Here is a 21,056-nt window from a genome sequence, read left to right on the forward strand (position 1 = left end):
AGGTGGGGAAGGTTGCGCATAAATACGAAACTGTGAGCTATTTCACTTTCACTTTCGTCATTCTGCCAGCAAGCCATAGCGGCTGGCAGTGATGAGAAGGTCGTAGATCAGGCAAATTTCTACACTGTTGGACATCGAGAAACGACAGGCCGCTTATCATGCCCACACAATCCACATTTTCATCATCAACCGTCACACCCCCCAATGCCCCACGGCACATGGTCGCTATTGACCTTGGAGCCTCTAGCGGGCGAGTGATGCTGGCAAGCTATTATCCCGCCCAGCAACAGCTTAAATTGCGTGAAGTCTGCCGCTTTACCAACCAGATTAAATCCATTGACGGCTCAGATGTCTGGGATATTGATGCCATTGAGCAATCTATTCGTCAGGGCCTAAATAAGCTCGACAGTGAAGGGATCGCGCTGGACAGCATTGGTATTGATAGCTGGGGCGTGGATTTTGTGTTGCTTGATAAGCAGGGAAAACGGGTCGGGCTGCCGGTATCTTATCGCGATAGCCGCACTCAAGGGGTGATGGAACAGGCGCAGCAGAAACTGGGTAGCAAAGCGATTTATCGCCGCACCGGCATTCAATTCTTGCCATTCAATACCCTGTATCAATTACGCGCATTGAGTGAACAGCAGCCCCATTTACTTGCCGATGTCGCCCATCTCCTCCTGATCCCGGACTACTTGCATTACCGCCTGACCGGCCAACTTAACTGGGAATATACCAACGCCAGTACCACTCAGTTACTCAATATTGACACCAATGACTGGGATGGCGACTTACTGGCTTATGCGGGGGTACCCGCGCACTGGTTTGCCAAACCCAGTAAACCCGGTAATACCATCGGTTATTGGCGCAGTGCCCGTGGTCAAGAGGTTCCAGTGGTGGCCGTTGCCACCCACGATACGGCCAGCGCAGTTCTTGCCGCCCCTCTGATTGATGCTGATGCCGCCTATCTTAGCTCTGGAACCTGGTCACTGATGGGCTTTGAGAGTGCTACACCGCTGACTCATCATCAAGCGCAGTGCAGCAATATCACCAATGAAGGTGGCGCTGAAGGCCGCTATCGGGTACTGAAAAATATTATGGGTTTGTGGCTACTGCAACGCGCCACCGATGAATTGCAGATTGACGATTTGCCGCAATTGATTGAACAAGCAGCGCGGCAGCCCGCTTGTCGCTCGCTGATCAACCCCAATGATAGCCGTTTTATCAACCCGGCCAATATGTGCCGCGAGATCCAAGATGCCTGCCGCGAGCATGGCCTGCCAGTTCCAATTACGGCTGCCCAATTGGCCCGCTGCATCTTTGATAGCCTCGCCATGTTGTACCGGCAAGTGGCTCAAGAGTTAGCAGAACTGCGCGGACGCCCCATCAGCCATTTGCATATTGTCGGCGGCGGCAGCCAAAACCAATTTCTCAATCAACTCTGCGCCAATGCTTGCGGCTTGCATGTGAGCATGGGGCCGATTGAGGCTTCTACACTTGGCAATATTGGTAGCCAATTGATTTCGCTGGGCGAGGTGGCTGATGTCACTCATTACCGCCGCATCGTGGCGAATAACTTCCCACTCCACCATTTATCCCCTCACGACAACACTGACTTTGCTGCCCATTGGCCGCAATTCCAGTCACTGAGTCAATTACCTAAGGAACTTTGCATATGACGAACTCTATTGAACAGGCCTGGGAGCTGGCTAAGCAGCGCTTTGCTGCTGTCGGCGTTGATGTTGATGCCGCACTTACTCGTCTTGATACGCTACCGGTCTCCATGCATTGCTGGCAAGGTGATGATGTCACCGGTTTTGAGAATCCAGATGCTGTATTGACCGGGGGGATCCAAGCAACCGGAAACTACCCCGGAAAAGCACGTAATGCTGCCGAGCTACGCTCTGACCTGGAACTGGCGCTGACATTAATTCCTGGGCCTAAACGGCTAAATTTACATGCCATTTATCTGGAATCCGATACGCCGGTAGCGCGCAATAAAATCGAGCCACGCCACTTTAACCACTGGGTTGAATGGGCTAAAAAACACCATTTAGGGCTCGATTTTAACCCCTCTTGTTTCTCTCACCCATTGAGTGCTGACGGTTTTACCCTGTCACATGCCGACCCAAAAATCCGTCAGTTCTGGATTGAGCACTGTCAGGCTAGCCGCCGGGTTTCCGCCTATTTGGGTGAGCAATTAGGTACCGCTTCCGTCATGAACATCTGGATCCCTGATGGCATGAAAGACACCCCCATTGATCGCCTTGCGCCCCGCCAGCGCCTGCTGTCAGCTCTGGATGAAGTCATCAGTGAAAAGTTAAATCCGGCTCATCACATTGATGCGGTGGAGAGCAAATTATTTGGTATTGGTGCTGAAAGCTACACCGTCGGTTCCAACGAGTTTTATATGGGCTATGCCGCCAGCCGCCAAACGGCGCTGTGCCTGGATGCCGGTCACTTCCATCCCACTGAAGTCATTTCCGACAAAATATCCAGCGCCATGCTGTATGTCCCGCGCCTACTGTTGCATGTCAGCCGCCCAGTTCGTTGGGACAGTGACCACGTGGTGTTGCTGGATGATGAAACACAGGCTATTGCCAGTGAAATCATCCGCCACAACCTGTTTGATCGGGTTCATATCGGTCTGGACTTCTTTGATGCCTCGATTAACCGCATTGCCGCTTGGGTCATTGGCACCCGCAACATGAAGAAAGCTTTATTACGCGCCTTACTGGAACCTACCGAGATGCTACGCCAACTGGAACTGCGCGGTGATTACACCGCAAGATTGGCGCTGCTGGAAGAGCAGAAATCCCTGCCATGGCAAGCCGTTTGGGAAGGTTACTGCCAACGCAATGACGTACCGGTCGATGCCCGCTGGCTCGATGCAGTACGTGAATATGAACAACAGATTCTCAGCCAACGTTAAGGACTCATGATGATGCAAGCGATTCTATCTTCCTGGTTTATTGAGGGAATGATTAAAGCCACCAGCGATATGTGGCGCAAAGGGTGGGACGAACGTAACGGTGGCAATATCAGTTTGCGACTGCTGGCTGAAGAAGTGGAACCTTATCGGCGCGATTTTTACCCTCAACCGCGTAACGTGGAGCTCACGCAACCGGCTCCCGAACTGGCAAACAGCTGGTTTCTTGTCACCGGTTCCGGCAAATTTTTCCGCAATGTTGAATTAAATCCTGCTGAAAATCTGGTGTTGCTGCAAGTCAGCAATGATGGCATGGCTTATCACATTCACTGGGGCTTGACTCAAGGAGGGCTACCCACCTCTGAGCTGGCGGCACACTTCCAATCCCACATTGTGCGGATGCAAGTCAGCGGCGGCAGCAACCGAGTGATTATGCATTGCCATGCTACCAATCTAATTGCCCTGAGCTATGTGCAAAAACTGGATAACGCCAGCTTCACCCGTCTGTTGTGGGAAGGCAGTACCGAATGTCTGGTGGTGTTCCCTGATGGGATTGGCATTGTGCCGTGGATGGTGCCGGGCACCGATGGGATTGGTGCACAGACGGCGGAACAGATGCGTGAACACAGTCTGGTACTTTGGCCTTTCCATGGCATTTTCGGCAGTGGGCCCACACTGGATGACGCCTTTGGCCTGATTGATACCGCCGAGAAATCAGCCGAAATCATGGTGAAAGTGCTGTCGATGGGCGGCAAGAAACAGACTATTTCACGCGAGCAATTGATTGCACTGGCGGCACGTTTTGATGTCACGCCGCTGGCCGCTGCACTGGACGTCTAAGCCCTCGACCACAGCCCCGACGGATGACATCGGGGCGAATCATCACTTATGCGTTATTTGAGGAGTACAGTATGAGTTTCATGTTGGCACTGCCGAAAATCAGCTTGCACGGCACCGGGGCTATTGGCGATATGGTTAAATTGCTCAGCGACAAACAGTGGGGAAAAGCACTGATTGTTACAGATGGGCAACTGGTCGAAATGGGTTTGTTGGATAGCTTACTCACGGCGATGAAGCAGCATCAGTTACCTTATGCGCTGTTTGCACAGGTATTTCCTAACCCAACCGAAGAGTTAGTACAGGCAGGTTTTAGCGCCTTCACACAGCATCAATGCGACTATTTGGTGGCCTTCGGTGGTGGCAGCCCCATTGATACCGCCAAAGCCATTAAGATACTAACCGCCAATCCGGGACCATCCACGGCTTATTCCGGTGTGGGTAAAGTCAAACAAGCCGGGGTGCCGCTCATCGCCATCAATACCACGGCAGGAACGGCGGCAGAATTGACCAGCAATGCCGTCATTATTGATAGTCAGCGGCAAGTGAAGGAAGTCATCATCGATACCAATATCATTCCTGATATTGCGGTGGACGACCCGTCAGTAATGCTCAATATTCCCGCCAGTGTCACCGCCGCAACCGGAATGGATGCCCTCACCCATGCGATTGAAGCTTATGTTTCACTCGGCGCGCATACATTGACTGACCATTCAGCGCTCGAATCAATCCGCCTTATTAGCCAGTGGCTGCCATTAGCGGTGGCAGACGGCAAAAACCTGCATGCTCGGGAAATGATGGCATGTGGGCAGTATCTGGCGGGCATGGCGTTTAACAGTGCTGGGCTAGGTTTGGTTCACGCACTGGCCCATCAGCCGGGGGCCACACATAACCTGCCTCACGGCGTGTGCAATGCTATCTTACTGCCGGTAGTTGAAGAATATAATCGCCCACAAGCAGTCAGTCGCTTCGCTCGCATTGCGCAGGCAATGGGGGTAAACACTCAGGAAATGAGTGATGAGCAAGCCAGCCATCAGGCGATAGCGGCTATTCGTCAGTTGTCGTTGCAAGTCGGCATTCCTGCCGGGTTCTCCGCCTTAGGTATTGAGGAAAATGATATTGAGGGCTGGTTAGATAAAGCGCTGGCCGACCCTTGCGCGCCTTGTAACCCACGTCCAGCGAGTCGTGAACAAATCCGAACCTTGTACTTGCAGGCACTGTGAGCGGAGACAACATCATGATACGCAAAGCGTTTGTTATGCAGGTCAACCCTGACTCCCATGCTGAATATCAGCGCCGACACTCACCAATTTGGCCGGAACTGCAAGCTGTGCTGAAAGCCCATGGCGCTCACCACTATGCTATTTTCCTCGATGAAGCGCGCAATTTGCTGTTTGGTTTTGTCGAAATTGAATCAGAAGAGCGCTGGAATGCAGTGGCGCAAACCAACGTGTGTCAACGCTGGTGGCAACATATGGCCGATGTCATGCCAAGCAACCCAGATAACAGCCCAGTGAGCCAATCCCTGCGCGAAGTGTTTTATCTGGAATGAAGTGTATTATCTGGAATAGATAGCCCAAAGTGGAGTCGGTAGCCCCGCACTCCACTGCGCTTACAACTTACTCTAACCCCTGCATATAATCCTCAAATACCGGATGCCCAATCACTACATCAATAAAACAGCTCAGTGCGGGAGAGTTCAGCTTGCGGCTCGGATAGACCAAATACAGCTCATTTCCCTCAGCCTGCCATTGCGGCAATACTTCAATTAACTGCCGATTTGCCACCACTTCACGGCTTAAGAAGGCCGGAAGTAGCGTGATGCCGCCATGGTTCAGCGCACATTCACGGGCATATAACAGGTTATCGGTAATATGTAGCGCGGGCACCTGCCAGCGATAGAATTCCTCATCGCGGCGCAAAATCAGCGCCTGCCAGGCACGATGGGCAATGCAGCGATGAGTATCCAATTGGCGCGGATGGAGTAATGGCGGGTGTTGGGCCAAATAAGCAGGGGAAGCCAGCAGGTAACGCGGAGCATATCCCAGCCGCCGACCAATCAGTGACGAATCCTGTGGTTTACCGGTACGCAGCGCCACATCGAAGCCATCTTCGACCAAATCCACCATGCTATCCGACACCAAAACCTCCAGCAACACATCAGGATATTGCCGCTGAAAGTCTGCCGCCAGCCGGGCCAGTAACGTGGCCCCCAATCCTGCTGGTGTGGAAATGCGCAAGCGCCCACTGGGGTTATCCTTCAGCCGTTGGAGTGCCAAATCAGCGCGCTCGGCGGCTTGTAGCATCTCCTGACAATGCACCAGATAGCGCTCTCCGGCAAACGTCAGGTTCAGTTGGCGCGTGGTTCTATTGAGCAACCGAATCCCCAGATTTTGCTCCAACTGGCTAATCCGCTGGCTGACGCTAGATTTAGGTAAGCCCGCCATAGTAGCCGCACGGGTGAAACTGCCGCACTCTGCGACCTTGGCGAACAGAGCCATATCCTGAAGTTGCTTAAACATAGCTAGGTTTCTCACGCATAATTGTTTACCTCAGACGAACACTGCGTTAGTGATTGTCCATCTTATCACTGTCATCAGAGTGGTCTAGACTCAGTTGATATGCTAAACAGGAGCAGGAATATCATCATGTCCATTAAAGCCATTGCCGTAAATCCGCAACAACCCGCTGATTTTATTGAAATCACCCTAGATACACTCACCCCCGGCCCTTTTGATTTGCTGGTAAATGTCAAAGCCGCCTCGATTAATCCAGTTGATACCAAGGTACACCACGGCCTGAAGAAAAATGGCCTGCAACAGCCGCGGATTCTGGGCTGGGATGCTGCTGGTGTGGTGGTCAGTGTTGGTGAGAAAGTGACAGGTTTTCGTGCGGGCGATGAAGTTTGGTATGCTGGCGATATCACTCGCCCCGGCAGCAATGCCACTCAACAGTTGGTTGATGCTCGTATCGCCGCCCACAAGCCAAGTTCACTCAACTGGGCGCAGGCCGCGGCCCTACCATTAACGGCCATCACCGCGTGGGAAGCACTGTTTGAACATCTGAAAATTCAGCAGGCCAGTGCCGATAAAAGTTTGCTCATCATTGGTGGTGCCGGTGGCGTGGGATCACTGGCGATCCCTTTAGCTGCGTTACGTAGCCCGGTAAAAGTGATTGCGACCGCCTCACGCCCAGAGTCAGCGGCTTGGTGCCGCGAACGCGGGGCTGACTTAACCGTCGATTACCGCGACCTGAAAGCACAGTTGCAGAAAGAAGGCATTGATAAAGTTGATTATATTCTTTGCTTGAATGATACCGACGGTCATTGGCCCGCTATCAGCGAGCTTATTGCACCCTTAGGGCAAATCTGCACCATCGTTGAGAATGAAAAACCGCTGGATCAGAACCAGTTGAAACTGAAAAGTGCCGCCCTACATTGGGAATTTATGTTCACCCGCAGCATGTTCTCCACACCAGATATCGCCCAACAGGGTGAGATTCTAAAACAAATCAGTCAGTTGGTTGATGAGGGCAAACTGCAAGGCACTCTCAGTGAAACGCTGCATGGCCTGACGGTCGAAAACCTGCACACGGCCCACAGCCAGGTGGCAGGTGGGCATATGCGCGGCAAGGTCGTGATTAGTTACTAATTAAAAGGGCTGCAACAATTGCGCCCTTGAATACTAAATTCACATCAATCTTCTTGCGGTATTTCACTTAATACTGATGGGCGGGCTAGCCTTTGCAGATCGGCGGCCAGTAATTGTTGAACCAGCTCGACACAGCGCAGGAAGCGCTCGTCGTAGTCCGCCGACTCCACATGGACATACTCAATATTATTGCTGCGCAGCATCTGCTCCAGTAATTTCTGGAAAGATTTGCGGTCACGATCACTGCCGAGGCTACGCAAACCATCGGCAACCCACGGCGTGTTATTCTCCAGCAAAATAACCAAATCAAAGCGATATTCATCAATCAGCGCCTGCACAAATGGGTGCTCTCGTCCTTCATATTTCTTACAAAATGCCTGCGTGGTAACAAAATCGGTATCAATAAAGGCCACTTTATTGGCATATTTCACCGCAAAATCAACATATTGTGCCTGCCCCAGTGCAATCTTGTCATAATCGGAATATTGCAGTGCCATCTCATCGCCCCCCAGATGAGAGAAAACATAGTCACGACCATATTCCCACGCACTGGTGGTATTGAAAATATTGGCTAACTTATTGACCAACGTAGATTTTCCACTAGATTCTCCCCCCAATATCGCCACAGTGCGCACAAAGAAGGGCTTCACTTCGGTCGGGATATAATCCCAGTAGCGGAAAGGATCACGGCGGATCTGGCGGCCACTGATATTCATAAATGAGCGCTGCGGGTCGATCAGGATGGTTTCAATACCAAATTGCTCATGATAATGCGGCGCATCCTGACTTTCGCTGGAGTAAATAAAGTTTGGGACAATCCCCTTTTCTGCCATGAATTTTTTGACGCCATGGCTCCAGACATCCCAGCCATGAGGGTATGGCTCAATACCGTGCTCATCAAATGAATGAATATGGATATTTTTCTGATATTTAAAGGTTTGTAATAACCAGCGCAAGCGGTCACTGACCGTCGGTTGCTGCGACATAGAACTGTTTTCAAACAGCTCGCGGTCACGGGGTTCATCGAAGCAAAGAATGATATGCAGCTCATCAACCTGGCTACAAGCACGTTGGATAAGATAGATATGGCCGGTATGTAGCGGGTAAAATTTACCAAACACCACGCCGACTTTTTTCTCACGACGCGGGAATTCCAGCTCAAGGTAACGGTGCAGGGCTTCTAGCTTTTGTGCACTGGGGCTTTTGATTTTGTCATTGAGTAACTGGCTTAAGTAACCTTTGGTCATGCCACTGGCATCGGCCACCTGCTGTAAAGTACAGCCTTTTTGCTTAATCGCTGTTTTGAGATAGTCGAACTGCAGCATGCTGCCTCCTTGTTTAGTGCACTAAACAAAAATAACACAGTATGCTGCGCGATTGACACGACTAAATGTGCGGTATGGCGTTACAAATCTTCCAACACCGCCAGTGCATCGGCCAGTTTTTTCACCCCGAAAACCTGCATATTGGGCAGTGGCTTCTTCGGCATATTGGCGTAAGGCACGATAGCGCGTTTAAAACCGTGCTTGGCTGCCTCTGAAATACGTTCCTGACCACTGGGTACTGGCCGAATCTCACCGGCCAAACCGACCTCGCCAAATACCACTAAATCCTGTGGTAGCGGGCGGTCACGTAGACTAGAGACCAGCGACATCAGCAACGCCAGATCAGCACTGGTTTCGGTGACTTTCACGCCCCCCACCACATTGACGAATACGTCTTGGTCGGACATCTGCAAACCACCATGACGGTGCAAAACGGCCAGTAAAATGGCTAGTCGGTTTTGTTCCAGCCCGACCGCCACCCGGCGCGGATTCGACATCATGGAGTGATCCACCAGCGCCTGAATCTCAACCAACAGCGGGCGCGTCCCTTCCCACACCACCATCACCGAACTGCCCGCCGTGACTTCATCGCCCCGGCTGAGGAAGATAGCTGACGGGTTACTGACCTCGCGCAGACCTTGCTCGGTCATGGCGAAAACACCCAGCTCATTGACGGCACCAAAGCGGTTTTTGTGGCTACGCAGAGTACGAAAACGTGAGTCACCGTCGCCATCGAGCATCACTGAGCAGTCAATGCAGTGTTCCAAGACTTTTGGCCCAGCCAGCGAACCATCTTTGGTCACATGGCCCACCATCACAATGGCGACGCCACGGGTTTTAGCAAAACGCGTGAGATAGGCTGCAGTTTCACGCACTTGCGCCACACTGCCCGGCGATGATTGAATATCCGCCATATGCATCACTTGAATGGAGTCGATAACCATCAAGCGCGGCTGTTCTTGTTCAGCAATCAGGCAAATCTGTTCAATGCTGGTTTCCGACAACATATTCAGGCCGGCGGTGGGTAACCCTAAGCGATGCGCCCGCATGGCAACTTGTTGCAGCGACTCTTCCCCGGTGACATACAGGGTTTTCATGTTTTCGGACAGCTTGCAGAGGGTTTGCAGCAGTAAAGTACTCTTGCCGGCCCCCGGATTACCACCAATCAAAATAGCGCTGCCCGGCACCACACCACCGCCCAGCACTCGGTCAAACTCAAGAAAGCCGGTAGAGAAACGCGGCAATTCTTCCAGACTGATATCAGATAACTTTTGTACCCGACTAATACCGGCATCACCCGCATAGCCACCAAAACGCTCATTACGAGATGATGACGTCGCAGCCGCCGCCAGACGAATTTCGGTAATAGTATTCCAGGCATTGCAGGCGCTGCACTGCCCTTGCCAGCGCGGATAATCAGCCCCACATTCATTACAGACAAATGCCCGTTTTGGTGCTTTAGCCACGGTTCACCTCAATATGACAGCCTAACAGTGAGTTGATGACCCAATGCAGACACACCCATTTTATCGTTCAACGTCTACTGGGATAACTTGGTCATCAACTCAAATAGGCGTAATTGTTGCAGACAGTTTGGATGCGGACAGCGCGCAAAAACCGGAGCGTACACAGAGTACGTGAGGATTTAGAGCACTGCCCAAATTCAAAATGGTAAATAAAATAGCCTATTTCAGCGCTCTTCGTGCTTAAGACTACCGGTCAGAATGCACAACACACTCAGCAAATCGCCATGACGAATCGCCACTTTTGCTTTAGCGTAAACTTTCGGTTTGGCATGGAAAGCCAGACCCAGACCGGCGGCTTGCATCATTTTCAGGTCGTTAGCGCCATCGCCTATTGCCACAGTTTGAGCAATGGGGATATTCAGCTTTTCAGCCAGTTTAAGCAGGGTGTCGGCTTTGTATTGCGCGTCGACAATTGGCCCGAGCACTTTGCCTGTCAGTTTGCCGTCTTTGATTTCCAGCTCATTGGCAGCCACGTCCACCAGGCGCAATTTGTCGCGCAGATACTCGGCATAATAGGTAAAGCCGCCGGATGCAATGGCCACATGCCAGTCCAGCGCCTGAAGTTTGCGTACCAAGCTGGTCAGCCCCGGCATCAAAGGCAATCCGTCACGAACCTGTTTGAGAATATTGGCATCAGCCCCTTTCAGGGTAGCCACGCGTTGGCGCAAACTGGCCGAGAAATCTAGCTCGCCTTGCATAGCGCGCTCAGTGACAGCCGCCACTTCTTCCCCTACACCTGCCAACTTGGCAATCTCATCGATACACTCAATTTGGATGGCGGTGGAATCCATATCCATCACCAAGAGGCCCGGCGTGCGCAAGTGTGGAATAGCGCCCAGTGGCGCAACATCCAGCCCGCTCTCGTCAGCCAGCGTTTTAATACGCGGAGTCAAACTGCCCGCCAGGCGAATGACTTGATAATCTTCCACACACCAAGCGGAAACAATCACCATTGCCGCGCCCAAGTGACGCTGGAAATCGGTGATGCGCTTTTTATCCAGTTTTCTGCCATACAATAGCCAACCTGTATGACCGGCACGATAATCCAGCGGCATTACTTCATCACCACTGAGTGAAAGTGGCAAACCCGGCCATTGATAGATCTCCGCTGGGAGATCGCAATAGGTCAGACTATTAGACATGAACTGCTCCTGTAGAAAACGAAACTCGGCAATATGCTACCCGGTAGATTGTGCGTTGCGACAAGACAGCAACGGAGTCAATCCCCAACAGCCTAGTTCACTCAGTGGCTGGGGTAAGTGAAGGAAGCCAACACCGCAGCAATGTGAAATATGCAGAGTAGAAATAACGCATCAAACTATCCTATCGTAATAACTTCTGGCAACATAAAGTCACCAAATACGGCAAGGAACCTGCATGGCCAAGGCCAAATTAAAATTTCGATTGCACCGTACAGCTATTGTGCTGATCTGTCTGGCATTATTGGTGCTGCTAATGCAAGGTGCATCCTATTTCAGCCTCAGCCATCAACTGGCCCGTTCGGAACAGGTTGAAGAACTGGCAAAAACGCTGGCAAAACAAGTCACTTTCAGCCTGTCACCCATTATGGATACCGGTGATGATGATATTGATAGCCAGAAAGTCGATGCTATCCTCCAGCAATTAACCCAATCAAGCCGCATATTGGATGCCAGCGTATACCAGATTGACGGGACACTGGTTGCTGCCGCCGGTGAAAACGTAAAAGTACGTGACCGGCTGGCCTTAGATGGTAAGCGCCCCGGCAGTTATTTCAATCACCAGATTGTCGAACTGATCCCCGGCAAAAGCGGGCCTAGTGGATTTTTGCGCATGACGCTAGACACCCACGTGTTGGCAACAGAATCCAAGCAGGTGGATAATACCACCAATTTGTTGCGGCTGATGATACTGGTCGCGCTCGCGGTTGGCATTATCCTAGCCCGCACTCTGTTACAAGGCCGTCGCAGCCGTTGGCAACAATCGCCTTATCTGCTGACCGCCAATACGCCAGTTAAAGAAGATGATAATGAAGATGACGCAGCAGATACATCGGCTGCTGCGCCAGAAGTCGACAAAAAACCGGATGATAAATAGCGAGATGGTGTCAGGAACAGGGAATTACGCCATGCGCTCAATGATAGGTGACAATGACGCCATCTTCTCCTGCATCTGACTGGCTATAACTTTAAAGTTCACACTGATATTAGGATGGGTACTAACAGTACCCCAAAATTGTTCGGCCAGTTGCTTTGCCTGCTGCCAATGTTCACGACCAACATCAGCCGATAACGTGATATCCGGCACCATTTGTCGCATATTCCCCGTGCCTGATGGAGCAAAAGCCATAGGTAACATGTCATAGATAGGCGCAAGTGATAGGGGACGATTTTCCGGATGCAGGAAAGATAGATTTCCATGGTGCATATCAGTATTCGCAATTAACACCCCGAAAGCCCAAAATAGTCTGACTTGCTCAAGGTCAACCATACTCAGTAAACCTATCTCGGCCAATTCTCGACATACTTTCGGCCAACTGGCTACAGGTATGCCGATAAACTCGGCATTTACTGCCTCCAAAGACACCATGCCAATACGACCACGCTGACCAAAACGGTCAAAACGCTCAACTTCCAGAAAAGTTTGTCTATCCTGATATTGCAATATGTGACTGACAGCTGCGCAATATCCTGCATTTCTTAAGGTATTTAACGCCAAAGACTCGGCAATAAGTAAATCCGCCCAACGCTGCGCGTTAGGGTTATCCTGCGCAGCAGTAAATTTGACGATAACATATGACGGAGGCTTTTCCTCATATCCGGCATAACAAGTAAATTTAGGTTGCTCCCCACCAGCTGAGGAACCCACCATTTCCCCCGCAAGCGCCATTAGAGACAATTCATTATAACGTTGCAGCTTGTCTGACGGTGGAATGGGAACAGCATCGGGCTTAACGAGCCAATGTTGATAGCTTTCCTGCCCGAGCAAAATATTGCCGTTACTGTCATCCGCCATGCGAGATAGCGCGAGCAGGATATTATCTTCATTCCACCCACGAATATCCTTATTAAGCTGCAAATGTTCAGCAACAGACTTGCCCCAAATTCGGCCAAGAAATCCCTGTGGCCGCATATCTGCCAGATACCAAGGGAGGCTGTCAAATTGTTGCCATGTATTGTCATCCAATTGATGGACACAACACATTTCTGCCGGATAGATCGGGTATAAATTGGCAAAATGGCTGGCATTCCCGAAGCGGTCAATTCTGTAGAGTGGGAATTCACTAATGCCTGTAACCAGCCGAAGTAAAGCATAACGGGTCGATTTTCCTTTCCCGATCTTTAGCACTCGACTTTTTAACCCATTGATTAGACGAGATACGGTCGGCTGGCTAATGGCCAAAGCCTGTGCCAAGGAGCTTGCCGTAGTGGGGCCTTGTCGTAATAACATTTCCAAGGAAGGCATTTGAATAGCTCCATGAATAGAAAAATGAATAGAACCGTGAATAGATTTATATCGCTAATAATATGATATGTAAAGGAAGAAGGTGAAAACCAAGAGGATAGATGAATAGATTAAGGAAGATTAAAATAACGCCTAACAGAACCGAAATACTGTGGTTCGATTCTGTTAGGTTAACGAAATTACGCTTTGTCACCCAGCAGCACAGATTCCAATGCAATCTCAATCATGTCATTGAAAGTGGTCTGGCGCTCGGCGGCGGTGGTTTGTTCACCGGTACGGATATGGTCAGACACGGTACAGATAGTGAGCGCTTTAGCACCGAATTCTGCGGCAACGCCATAGATACCTGCGGCTTCCATTTCTACACCCAGAATGCCGTATTTCTCCATTACATCAAACATTTGCGGATCTGGCGTATAGAACAGGTCAGCCGAGAAAAGATTGCCCACACGGACATCAATCCCTTTTGCTTTGGCGGCATCCACTGCATTACGTGTCATTTCAAAATCAGCAATTGCCGCGTAATCGTGGTCTTTAAAACGCAGGCGGTTGACTTTGGAGTCGGTACAAGCGCCCATGCCGATAACTACATCGCGCAGTTTAACATCAGCACGCACCGCACCACAGGAACCCACACGAATGATTTTCTTCACGCCGAAATCTGTGATCAGCTCTTTGGTGTAGATAGAGCAGGATGGGATACCCATGCCGTGGCCCATCACTGAAATTGGACGCCCTTTATAAGTACCGGTGAAGCCCAACATGCCACGCACATTGTTCACTTCGCGCACATCTTTCAGGAAGGTTTCGGCGATAAACTTCGCACGCAGCGGATCCCCTGGCATCAGTACAACGTCAGCGAAATCACCCATTTCAGCATTAATATGTGGCGTTGCCATAATCACTTTCCTTAAAAAAAAAATCAGAGAATTAAAATTTATATGACCAAACCGTCTTTGAGTTTGAGCTGCTTTGCACAGTTTGGATAAAATCAGCCATCACCCGCGTAGATGAGTGACTTAAAGCATATTCTTACCGTAATCCATTGGTGACAAATCAAAATACTTGGCAACCGTCTGGCCAATATCAGCAAAGGTTTCACGATGTCCAAGTGAGCCCGGCTTAACTTTCGGGCCGTAAACCAAGACCGGAATATGCTCACGGGTATGGTCGGTGCCCGGCCAAGTTGGGTCACAACCATGGTCAGCCGTCAGGATCAGAATGTCGTCTTCTTTCACCAATGCCATCAATTCTGGCAGGCGACGGTCAAATAATTCCAATGCCGCAGCATAACCTGCAACATCGCGGCGGTGGCCGTAAGAAGAGTCAAAATCAACAAAGTTAGTGAACACAATAGTGTTGTCACCGGCTTTTTTCATCTCTTCTATAGTGGCATCAAACAGCGCATCCAACCCCGTGGCTTTCACTTTTTGGGTGATCCCTATATGGGCATAAATGTCGGCAATTTTACCGATTGAAACCACTTCACCCTGTTTCTCTTCCACCAGTTTTTTCAACATGGTTGGCGCTGGCGGTTCAACAGCCAGATCGTGGCGGTTACCGGTACGCTGGAAGTTACCCGGTTTGTCGCCAATAAACGGACGCGCAATCACACGGCCAATATTGTAGCCGCCTTCAGTCAGCTCTTCGCGGGCTATCTCACACAGCTCATACAAACGGTCCAGACCAAAAGTCTCTTCATGGCAGGCAATTTGGAACACCGAGTCAGCCGAAGTGTAGAAAATCGGCTTCCCGGTTTTCATATGCTCTTCGCCCAGTTGATCAAGGATCACCGTACCTGAAGAGTGGCAGTTACCCAAATAGCCCGGTAAGTTGGCGCGTTTGACCAGTTTATCCAGTAATTCTTGGGGGAAACTGTTTTCCACATCACTGAAATAGCCCCAGTCGAACAATACCGGCACACCGGCAATTTCCCAGTGACCTGATGGGGTGTCTTTGCCGGAAGATAACTCGCTGGCATAACCATAGGCACCAATGATGTCTGCGTTCTTATCCAGCCCTACCGGGAATTTGCCGGTAGATTCTTCGGCTGCTTTACCCAAGCCTAAACGGCTCAGGTTAGGTAATTTTAACGGGCCGCTACGACCAATATCGGCTTCACCACGGGCGCAGGCCTCAGCGATGTGGCCCAAAGTATCGGCCCCTTCGTCGCCAAATTTCTTAGCATCAGCGCTAGCGCCAATACCAAATGAGTCTAATACCATAATAAATGTACGTTTCATCATTTTCTCCTGCATAGGTTCGCTCGCTTAGCGGCTCCCCTTAAAGTATGGCGTTTATTCAGTAATACGGCGATAAACCACAGGGGTTTCTTCCGGCGCTTTATCACCCAAAGTAATTGCTGCGCGAACCGCATCTGCCGCCAGTTGCCAATCATCTTCATTATTGGCATGAATCACGGTTAATGGCTGTTGGCTGTCAACACGGGCACCCAGACGGGCCATGTCGGTAAGACCAACACTGTAATCAATAGAATCAGTTGCCCGACGACGGCCTCCGCCAAGGGAAACCACAGCCATACCTAAGGCGCGGGTATCCATGGCAGTGATAATACCTGGGCGCTCGGCAAATACGGGTTTGCTCAGCATGGCGGCAGGTAAATAGCTGTCATAGCGTTCAACAAAATCGCTCGGGCCTTTTTGCGCCGCAACCATGCGACCAAAGACTTCCGCCGCTTTGCCGTTATCCAATACCGCTTGCAGCTTGGCTCTGGCATCAGCAGCATCTTGCGCCAAACCACCTGATAGCAGCATTTCGACACAGAGTGCCATTGTCACTTCCAGCAAGCGTGGGTTACGGTACTCTCCGGTCAGGAAGCGCACCGCTTCGCGCACTTCAACCGCATTACCGGCACTGGAAGCCAATACCTGATTCATGTCGGTCAACAGCGCAGTGGTTTTACAACCCGCACCATTTGCCACACTCACGATAGCCTGTGCTAAGTCTTCAGATAACTGATAAGTCGGCATAAAAGCACCTGAGCCAACTTTAACATCCATCACCAGCGCATCCAGACCTTCAGCCAGTTTCTTCGCCAGAATAGAAGCGGTGATCAGTGGGATGGAATCCACTGTGGCGGTAATATCACGGGTGGCATAGAAGCGTTTATCCGCCGGTGCCAGTGAGCTGGTTTGACCAATAATAGCCACACCGACATCCTGAATGATTTTGCGAAATGCACTGTCATCAGGGAAAATATCAAAACCGGGGATAGCTTCCAGTTTGTCCAATGTTCCGCCAGTATGTCCCAAACCACGGCCTGAAATCATTGGCACATAGCCACCGCAAGCGGCAACCATCGGGCCAAGCATCAGAGAAGTTACGTCGCCGACACCGCCGGTGGAGTGTTTATCCACAATTGGGCCGTTGAGGTTGAGGCTCTTCCAGTTCAGTACCGTGCCGGAATCGCGCATTGCCATGGTGAGCGCCACGCGTTCAGGCATCGTCATGTCGTGGAAATAGATGGTCATTGCCAAAGCAGCAATCTGCCCTTCGGAAACCACATTGTCGCGAATACCATTGATAAAGAACCGAATTTCTTCTTCGCTCAGTGGCTGACCGTCGCGTTTTTTACGGATAATTTCTTGTGCCAGAAACAAGGCATCCCCCTGCTTGACGTCAATATGGAAAAAGCTGCACTGCGGCAACCTAGCCCGCAGTGCATCTGCTCAGTGCAATCACTGTGAAAACGATTAGTAGCCGCTGGTTTTGCTGTCGCTTTGATGACCCAGTGTTGTCAACAAGCTGCCTAACAGACTGGAGGCACCAAAACGGAAATGGCGAGCATCAGCCCAGCCTTCACCCATCAGTTTATCGGCCAGTTGCAAGAACTGTGCGGCATCTTCAGCGGTGCGTACGCCCCCCGCCGGTTTGAAGCCGACGGTTTTCTCCACACCTAAGTCACGAATAGTGCGCATCATGATGTCGGCACTTTCCAGCGTGGCATTGACCGGCACTTTACCGGTTGAAGTTTTAATGAAATCAGCCCCCGCTTTGATAGCAATCTCGGAAGCCTGACGAATTAAATGTTCTTGTTTTAATTCACCCGATTCAATAATCACTTTCAATAACACGTTCGCGGCAGCACAGGCTTCTTTGCACACTTTCACTAATTCGAAGCCCACTTTATCGTTACCAGCCATTAAGGCGCGATAAGGGAAAACCACATCCACTTCGTCGGCACCATAAGCAATCGCCGCACGGGTTTCAGCCAGTGCAATAGCAATATCATCATTGCCATGTGGGAAGTTGGTCACCGTTGCAATACGGATCTCAGGTGTCCCCTGCTCACGTAATGTCTTACGAGCAATAGGAATAAAGCGAGGATAAATACAGACTGCCGCAGTATTGCCAGCAGGACTTTTAGCCTGATGACACAAAGCGATAACTTTATCGTCGGTATCATCGTCATTCAGGGTAGTTAAATCCATTAAACTCAGCGCGCGTTTGGCATAATCATTCAGATTCGCGCAGGCGGTTAAATCGGTCATAAAACTCTCCAACACTTTTCAGCTTCGGCACATTGCCAAAACTGAGCATTTATTTATGAGCGGGCAAAGAGACCGGCTTGGTCTCTCTGGTAATTAAGCTCAATACGTTGGCGAGCGGACTTGGTTCCTTGAAGATAGCCCCACGGATAACACCCTGGGTAGCAATTGAGATCCATCTCACCGCACTAACTCATAACTCTATTTGAACACGTTACACAACCATGAGATGTGTTCAGATTCACACTAATCAATAGTAACTTGTAACGAGACTAAATTATATGTGATTAAAGTCACAAAATAACCTGATTTATGCCCTACTGACAATAAATGCCCACTCGCATCAAGAATAGCTTATGGGCAGGAATCCACCTGATTATTGGCATGAGCCACAAGACAATTAGGCGTTAGTCGCGCAGATAGTTTGGGGCGGGCAGCGCACCAGAACCGCAGCATACACACAGTATGTGACGGTGATGAGCACTGCCCAACTTCCCTACTTATTAATGAATAATATCCAGTAAATTAGTCTAATCAGAGAGCCAAGAAGAAGCCGGCAATAGTGGCGCTCATCAAATTCGATAATGTCCCTGCGGCCACCGCTTTCAGACCAAAGCGTGCGATGTCATGGCGCCGACCAGGCGCCATACTGCCGAGTCCACCCAACAAAATGGCAACAGACGACAAGTTGGCAAAGCCACACAATGCGAAGGAGATTATGGCTTTAGAATGTTCAGATAGCACCTGCAAACCAGCAGCTCTAACTAGCTCTTCGGACTGGAGATACTGACCGAAGTTCATAAATGCCACAAATTCGTTCACGATGATTTTCTGGCCGATAAAGGAACCTGCCACCATCGCCTCACTCCATGGAATGCCGATCAGATAAGCAATAGGTGAGAACACCCAGCCCAGAATCAGTTCCATCGAGAGTTGTGGGTAATCGAACCAGCCGCCAATACCACCCAGAATACCATTGAGCAATGCAATCAATGCGATAAAGGCTAATAACATCGCCCCGACATTCAACGCCAGTTGCATACCGGACGCCGCGCCAGATGCCGCTGCATCAATAACGTTAGCCGGGCGCTCATCTTCAGCAATCAGAGTGGTAGCATCGACGGTATCATGGGTTTTTTCAGTCTCTGGCACCATCAATTTAGCGAACAGTAACCCACCGGGTGCCGCCATAAAGGAAGCCGCAATCAGGTACTCCAGCGGTACGCCCATCTGCGCATAACCGGCCAATACTGAACCGGCAACCGAGGCTAAACCACCACACATGACAGCGAACAATTCAGATTGGGTCATGGTGGCGATATAAGGACGCACCACCAATGGAGCCTCGGTTTGCCCAACAAAGATATTGGCAGTTGCAGAGAGAGATTCGGTACGCGATGTCCCCAACAGCTTTTGTAGCCCGCCGCCTAATACCCGAATAACCAGCTGCATCACGCCGAGGTAATATAAAACAGCAATTAATGAAGAGAAAAATACGATGACGGGCAAGACTCGCAGCGCAAATACAAAACCACCGCCGCCAAAGACTTCAAACATTTTGTCGGAAACCAAACCGCCAAACATAAATGAAATACCGTCATTACCATAAGCAATAACGTTCGCTACCCCTTGAGACATGCCACCCAGAATACGACGGCCAATTGGCACATATAATACCAGTGCGCCAACCCCCACCTGGAGAATAAAGGCCCCAGCCACAGTGCGGATATTGATCGCCCTAAAATTACTGGAAAGAAGTACGGCTATTAATATCAGTACTGCCATCCCGACTAAACTCATGAGCATGTCGATAATCCTGTTAATGATTTATATTTAAATAATGTTTGTGGGGAGGATTATACCGGCATGATCTCGCTATCAAACAATCTCTGTCACAAATAAACACAACTGGAAGCAACTGTAAGACAGTTAATGTGATGGCGGTCACATTAAAGCGAGAGGCAAAGTGGAAGCAAGCTAACTATTAGCCTGTTTTGCATATTGTGGCTTAGGATCTACGAGGTGAATTTCTTGACCGGAGGTAGTCGGAATAAGCGCTGGCTATTTTCTAATAACTGAGCCGCAATCTCCTGTGGCGCTTCAGGACGTAATTCGCAGAGTACATCAAACACATTTGCTGCCCGCTCAGGCCGATTGGGTTGGCCCTGAAAACCGGCAAGTGGCATATCTGGAGCATCTGTTTCGAGTAATAATGCTGATAACGGCAATGTCGCCATCACATTTCGGGTTTTCTGCGCCCGCTGATAAGTGATGGTTCCACCCACGCCGATGTAATAACCCAATCGAATGAATGCCTGCGCTTGCGCTAAACTCCCGGCAAAACCATGTACCACGCCGGTGCGTGGCAACGCGGCTTTACGCAATGCGGCGGCCAGTTGATCGTGTGAGCGGCGTGAATGCAATATAACTGGCAGGTCATGTTGCCTGGCGAGCTTCAATTGGGCGTGCAATAAAGCAAGTTGGCGTGATAGCTGCGGCTCATCCATATAGAGATCCAGACCAATCTCCCCCACAGCAATCAGTTTGTCAGTTTTATCCGCCAACGATGCGGCCAATATGGCTAAGTCAGCGGTTTGATGTTGCGCAATATAGAGCGGATGCAGGCCAAGTGCGGCAAAGAGCTGCGGATAATTTGCCGCCAAATCAACAATGCGAGGAAAGTAATCGGCACTGACCGCTGGCACAATAATTTGCCGGACATTCGCCTGTGCCGCACGCGCTAAACTGGCAGTTTCCGCGCCACTGAATGGCGGGAAATCAAAATGACAATGCGTATCAACAAAATAGAGTGAGTCGGAAAAACACGACATCTGCCCACA

General features: G+C 50.4%; 18 protein-coding genes and 1 pseudogene. 7 read left to right on the forward strand and 12 right to left on the reverse strand.

All coding sequences use genetic code 11. The features are described from left to right. Positions 1 to 57 precede the first annotated feature (57 nt). Positions 58 to 220 (reverse strand): annotated as a pseudogene (locus FTA96_RS20790) (phosphoribosylaminoimidazole synthetase). On the opposite strand from FTA96_RS20790, the gene rhaB reads away from it, so the two are divergent. The 5 genes from rhaB to rhaM all read left to right on the forward strand — a co-directional run bounded on the left by rhaB (position 219) and on the right by rhaM (position 5,315). Further along, positions 219 to 1,676 (forward strand): rhamnulokinase, encoded by a 1,458-nt coding sequence (gene rhaB / locus FTA96_RS20795; protein ID WP_145574792.1) that lies wholly within the window; start codon positions 219 to 221, stop codon positions 1,674 to 1,676. The pseudogene FTA96_RS20790 and the gene rhaB sit on opposite strands and share 2 nt — an antisense overlap. Beyond that, positions 1,673 to 2,929 (forward strand): L-rhamnose isomerase, encoded by a 1,257-nt coding sequence (locus FTA96_RS20800; protein ID WP_050145554.1) that lies wholly within the window; start codon positions 1,673 to 1,675, stop codon positions 2,927 to 2,929. The genes rhaB and FTA96_RS20800 overlap by 4 nt, the downstream gene beginning before the upstream one ends. A gap of 12 nt (positions 2,930 to 2,941) precedes the next feature. Beyond that, positions 2,942 to 3,766 (forward strand): rhamnulose-1-phosphate aldolase, encoded by an 825-nt coding sequence (rhaD, locus tag FTA96_RS20805; protein ID WP_050109576.1) that lies wholly within the window; start codon positions 2,942 to 2,944, stop codon positions 3,764 to 3,766. 71 nt (positions 3,767 to 3,837) lie between these two features. Beyond that, positions 3,838 to 4,986 (forward strand): lactaldehyde reductase, encoded by a 1,149-nt coding sequence (gene fucO, locus FTA96_RS20810; RefSeq protein WP_050133275.1) that lies wholly within the window; start codon positions 3,838 to 3,840, stop codon positions 4,984 to 4,986. A 14-nt stretch (positions 4,987 to 5,000) separates the two neighbouring features. Further along, entirely contained in the window at positions 5,001 to 5,315 is a 315-nt protein-coding gene (gene rhaM / locus FTA96_RS20815) for an L-rhamnose mutarotase (protein ID WP_050133277.1), read from the forward strand. A 67-nt stretch (positions 5,316 to 5,382) separates the two neighbouring features. Here rhaM and FTA96_RS20820 read toward each other — a convergent pair whose 3' ends face one another. Then, positions 5,383 to 6,285, reverse strand: a complete 903-nt coding sequence (locus tag FTA96_RS20820) for a LysR family transcriptional regulator (RefSeq protein ID WP_050121628.1) — start codon at positions 6,283 to 6,285, stop codon at positions 5,383 to 5,385. 126 nt (positions 6,286 to 6,411) lie between these two features. On the opposite strand from FTA96_RS20820, the gene FTA96_RS20825 reads away from it, so the two are divergent. Then, positions 6,412 to 7,413: a zinc-binding alcohol dehydrogenase family protein gene (locus FTA96_RS20825; RefSeq protein ID WP_145536380.1), complete on the forward strand. Its 1,002-nt coding sequence runs from the start codon at positions 6,412 to 6,414 to the stop codon at positions 7,411 to 7,413. Positions 7,414 to 7,457: 44 nt separating this feature from the next. Here the strand turns inward: FTA96_RS20825 and nadR are convergent, their stop codons facing one another. From nadR to serB, 3 genes are all read right to left on the reverse strand, one after another. After that, positions 7,458 to 8,738, reverse strand: a complete 1,281-nt coding sequence (gene nadR / locus FTA96_RS20830; protein WP_050109513.1) for a multifunctional transcriptional regulator/nicotinamide-nucleotide adenylyltransferase/ribosylnicotinamide kinase NadR — start codon at positions 8,736 to 8,738, stop codon at positions 7,458 to 7,460. A gap of 80 nt (positions 8,739 to 8,818) precedes the next feature. After that, the gene (radA, locus tag FTA96_RS20835) at positions 8,819 to 10,204 is read right to left on the reverse strand and encodes a DNA repair protein RadA (protein WP_050109514.1); all 1,386 of its coding nucleotides are present in this window, start codon (positions 10,202 to 10,204) and stop codon (positions 8,819 to 8,821) included. Positions 10,205 to 10,428: 224 nt separating this feature from the next. Then, entirely contained in the window at positions 10,429 to 11,406 is a 978-nt protein-coding gene (serB, locus tag FTA96_RS20840) for a phosphoserine phosphatase (protein WP_050121630.1), read from the reverse strand. Positions 11,407 to 11,641: 235 nt separating this feature from the next. Here serB and FTA96_RS20845 point away from each other — a divergent pair, with 235 nt between their 5' ends. Beyond that, positions 11,642 to 12,340, forward strand: a complete 699-nt coding sequence (locus FTA96_RS20845; protein ID WP_050121631.1) for a YtjB family periplasmic protein — start codon at positions 11,642 to 11,644, stop codon at positions 12,338 to 12,340. A gap of 24 nt (positions 12,341 to 12,364) precedes the next feature. Here FTA96_RS20845 and yjjJ read toward each other — a convergent pair whose 3' ends face one another. The 7 genes from yjjJ to FTA96_RS20880 all read right to left on the reverse strand — a co-directional run bounded on the left by yjjJ (position 12,365) and on the right by FTA96_RS20880 (position 21,047). Beyond that, positions 12,365 to 13,708 carry a type II toxin-antitoxin system HipA family toxin YjjJ gene (yjjJ, locus tag FTA96_RS20850; protein ID WP_050145550.1) on the reverse strand — a complete coding sequence of 448 codons (1,344 nt, stop codon included), beginning with the start codon at positions 13,706 to 13,708 and terminating at the stop codon, positions 12,365 to 12,367. 179 nt (positions 13,709 to 13,887) lie between these two features. Beyond that, positions 13,888 to 14,607 (reverse strand): purine-nucleoside phosphorylase, encoded by a 720-nt coding sequence (gene deoD / locus FTA96_RS20855; RefSeq protein WP_032909895.1) that lies wholly within the window; start codon positions 14,605 to 14,607, stop codon positions 13,888 to 13,890. Positions 14,608 to 14,727: 120 nt separating this feature from the next. Continuing rightward, the gene (deoB, locus tag FTA96_RS20860; protein WP_145574829.1) at positions 14,728 to 15,951 is read right to left on the reverse strand and encodes a phosphopentomutase; all 1,224 of its coding nucleotides are present in this window, start codon (positions 15,949 to 15,951) and stop codon (positions 14,728 to 14,730) included. A 54-nt stretch (positions 15,952 to 16,005) separates the two neighbouring features. Then, on the reverse strand, positions 16,006 to 17,328 hold the full coding sequence (gene deoA, locus FTA96_RS20865) for a thymidine phosphorylase (protein WP_050109518.1): 1,323 nt from the start codon (positions 17,326 to 17,328) through the stop codon (positions 16,006 to 16,008). Between the two features lie 93 nt (positions 17,329 to 17,421). Next, positions 17,422 to 18,219 carry a deoxyribose-phosphate aldolase gene (deoC, locus tag FTA96_RS20870; protein ID WP_050109519.1) on the reverse strand — a complete coding sequence of 266 codons (798 nt, stop codon included), beginning with the start codon at positions 18,217 to 18,219 and terminating at the stop codon, positions 17,422 to 17,424. Between the two features lie 531 nt (positions 18,220 to 18,750). Beyond that, positions 18,751 to 20,022 carry a NupC/NupG family nucleoside CNT transporter gene (locus FTA96_RS20875; protein WP_072077402.1) on the reverse strand — a complete coding sequence of 424 codons (1,272 nt, stop codon included), beginning with the start codon at positions 20,020 to 20,022 and terminating at the stop codon, positions 18,751 to 18,753. 209 nt (positions 20,023 to 20,231) lie between these two features. Then, positions 20,232 to 21,047, reverse strand: coding sequence for a TatD family hydrolase (locus FTA96_RS20880; protein ID WP_050133344.1), 816 nt, complete (start codon positions 21,045 to 21,047; stop codon positions 20,232 to 20,234). Positions 21,048 to 21,056: the final 9 nt, after the last annotated feature.

The sequence above is a fragment of the Yersinia alsatica genome (assembly GCF_902170305.1).
In the GTDB taxonomy this organism is placed as follows: domain Bacteria; phylum Pseudomonadota; class Gammaproteobacteria; order Enterobacterales; family Enterobacteriaceae; genus Yersinia; species Yersinia alsatica.

Bases quoted from the DNA above. Each gene is read 5' to 3' on its own strand.
- FTA96_RS20820 (WP_050121628.1), bottom strand. From the start codon at position 6,285: ATGTTTAAGCAACTTCAGGATATGGCTCTGTTCGCCAAGGTCGCAGAG.
- yjjJ (WP_050145550.1), bottom strand. From the start codon at position 13,708: ATGCCTTCCTTGGAAATGTTATTACGACAAGGCCCCACTACGGCAAGC.
- rhaB (WP_145574792.1), top strand. From the start codon at position 219: ATGGTCGCTATTGACCTTGGAGCCTCTAGCGGGCGAGTGATGCTGGCA.
- deoD (WP_032909895.1), bottom strand. From the start codon at position 14,607: ATGGCAACGCCACATATTAATGCTGAAATGGGTGATTTCGCTGACGTT.
- FTA96_RS20800 (WP_050145554.1), top strand. From the start codon at position 1,673: ATGACGAACTCTATTGAACAGGCCTGGGAGCTGGCTAAGCAGCGCTTT.
- FTA96_RS20880 (WP_050133344.1), bottom strand. From the start codon at position 21,047: ATGTCGTGTTTTTCCGACTCACTCTATTTTGTTGATACGCATTGTCAT.
- FTA96_RS20875 (WP_072077402.1), bottom strand. From the start codon at position 20,022: ATGCTCATGAGTTTAGTCGGGATGGCAGTACTGATATTAATAGCCGTA.
- deoB (WP_145574829.1), bottom strand. From the start codon at position 15,951: ATGAAACGTACATTTATTATGGTATTAGACTCATTTGGTATTGGCGCT.
- deoC (WP_050109519.1), bottom strand. From the start codon at position 18,219: ATGACCGATTTAACCGCCTGCGCGAATCTGAATGATTATGCCAAACGC.
- fucO (WP_050133275.1), top strand. From the start codon at position 3,838: ATGAGTTTCATGTTGGCACTGCCGAAAATCAGCTTGCACGGCACCGGG.
- rhaD (WP_050109576.1), top strand. From the start codon at position 2,942: ATGCAAGCGATTCTATCTTCCTGGTTTATTGAGGGAATGATTAAAGCC.
- FTA96_RS20845 (WP_050121631.1), top strand. From the start codon at position 11,642: ATGGCCAAGGCCAAATTAAAATTTCGATTGCACCGTACAGCTATTGTG.
- rhaM (WP_050133277.1), top strand. From the start codon at position 5,001: ATGATACGCAAAGCGTTTGTTATGCAGGTCAACCCTGACTCCCATGCT.
- nadR (WP_050109513.1), bottom strand. From the start codon at position 8,738: ATGCTGCAGTTCGACTATCTCAAAACAGCGATTAAGCAAAAAGGCTGT.
- FTA96_RS20825 (WP_145536380.1), top strand. From the start codon at position 6,412: ATGTCCATTAAAGCCATTGCCGTAAATCCGCAACAACCCGCTGATTTT.
- serB (WP_050121630.1), bottom strand. From the start codon at position 11,406: ATGTCTAATAGTCTGACCTATTGCGATCTCCCAGCGGAGATCTATCAA.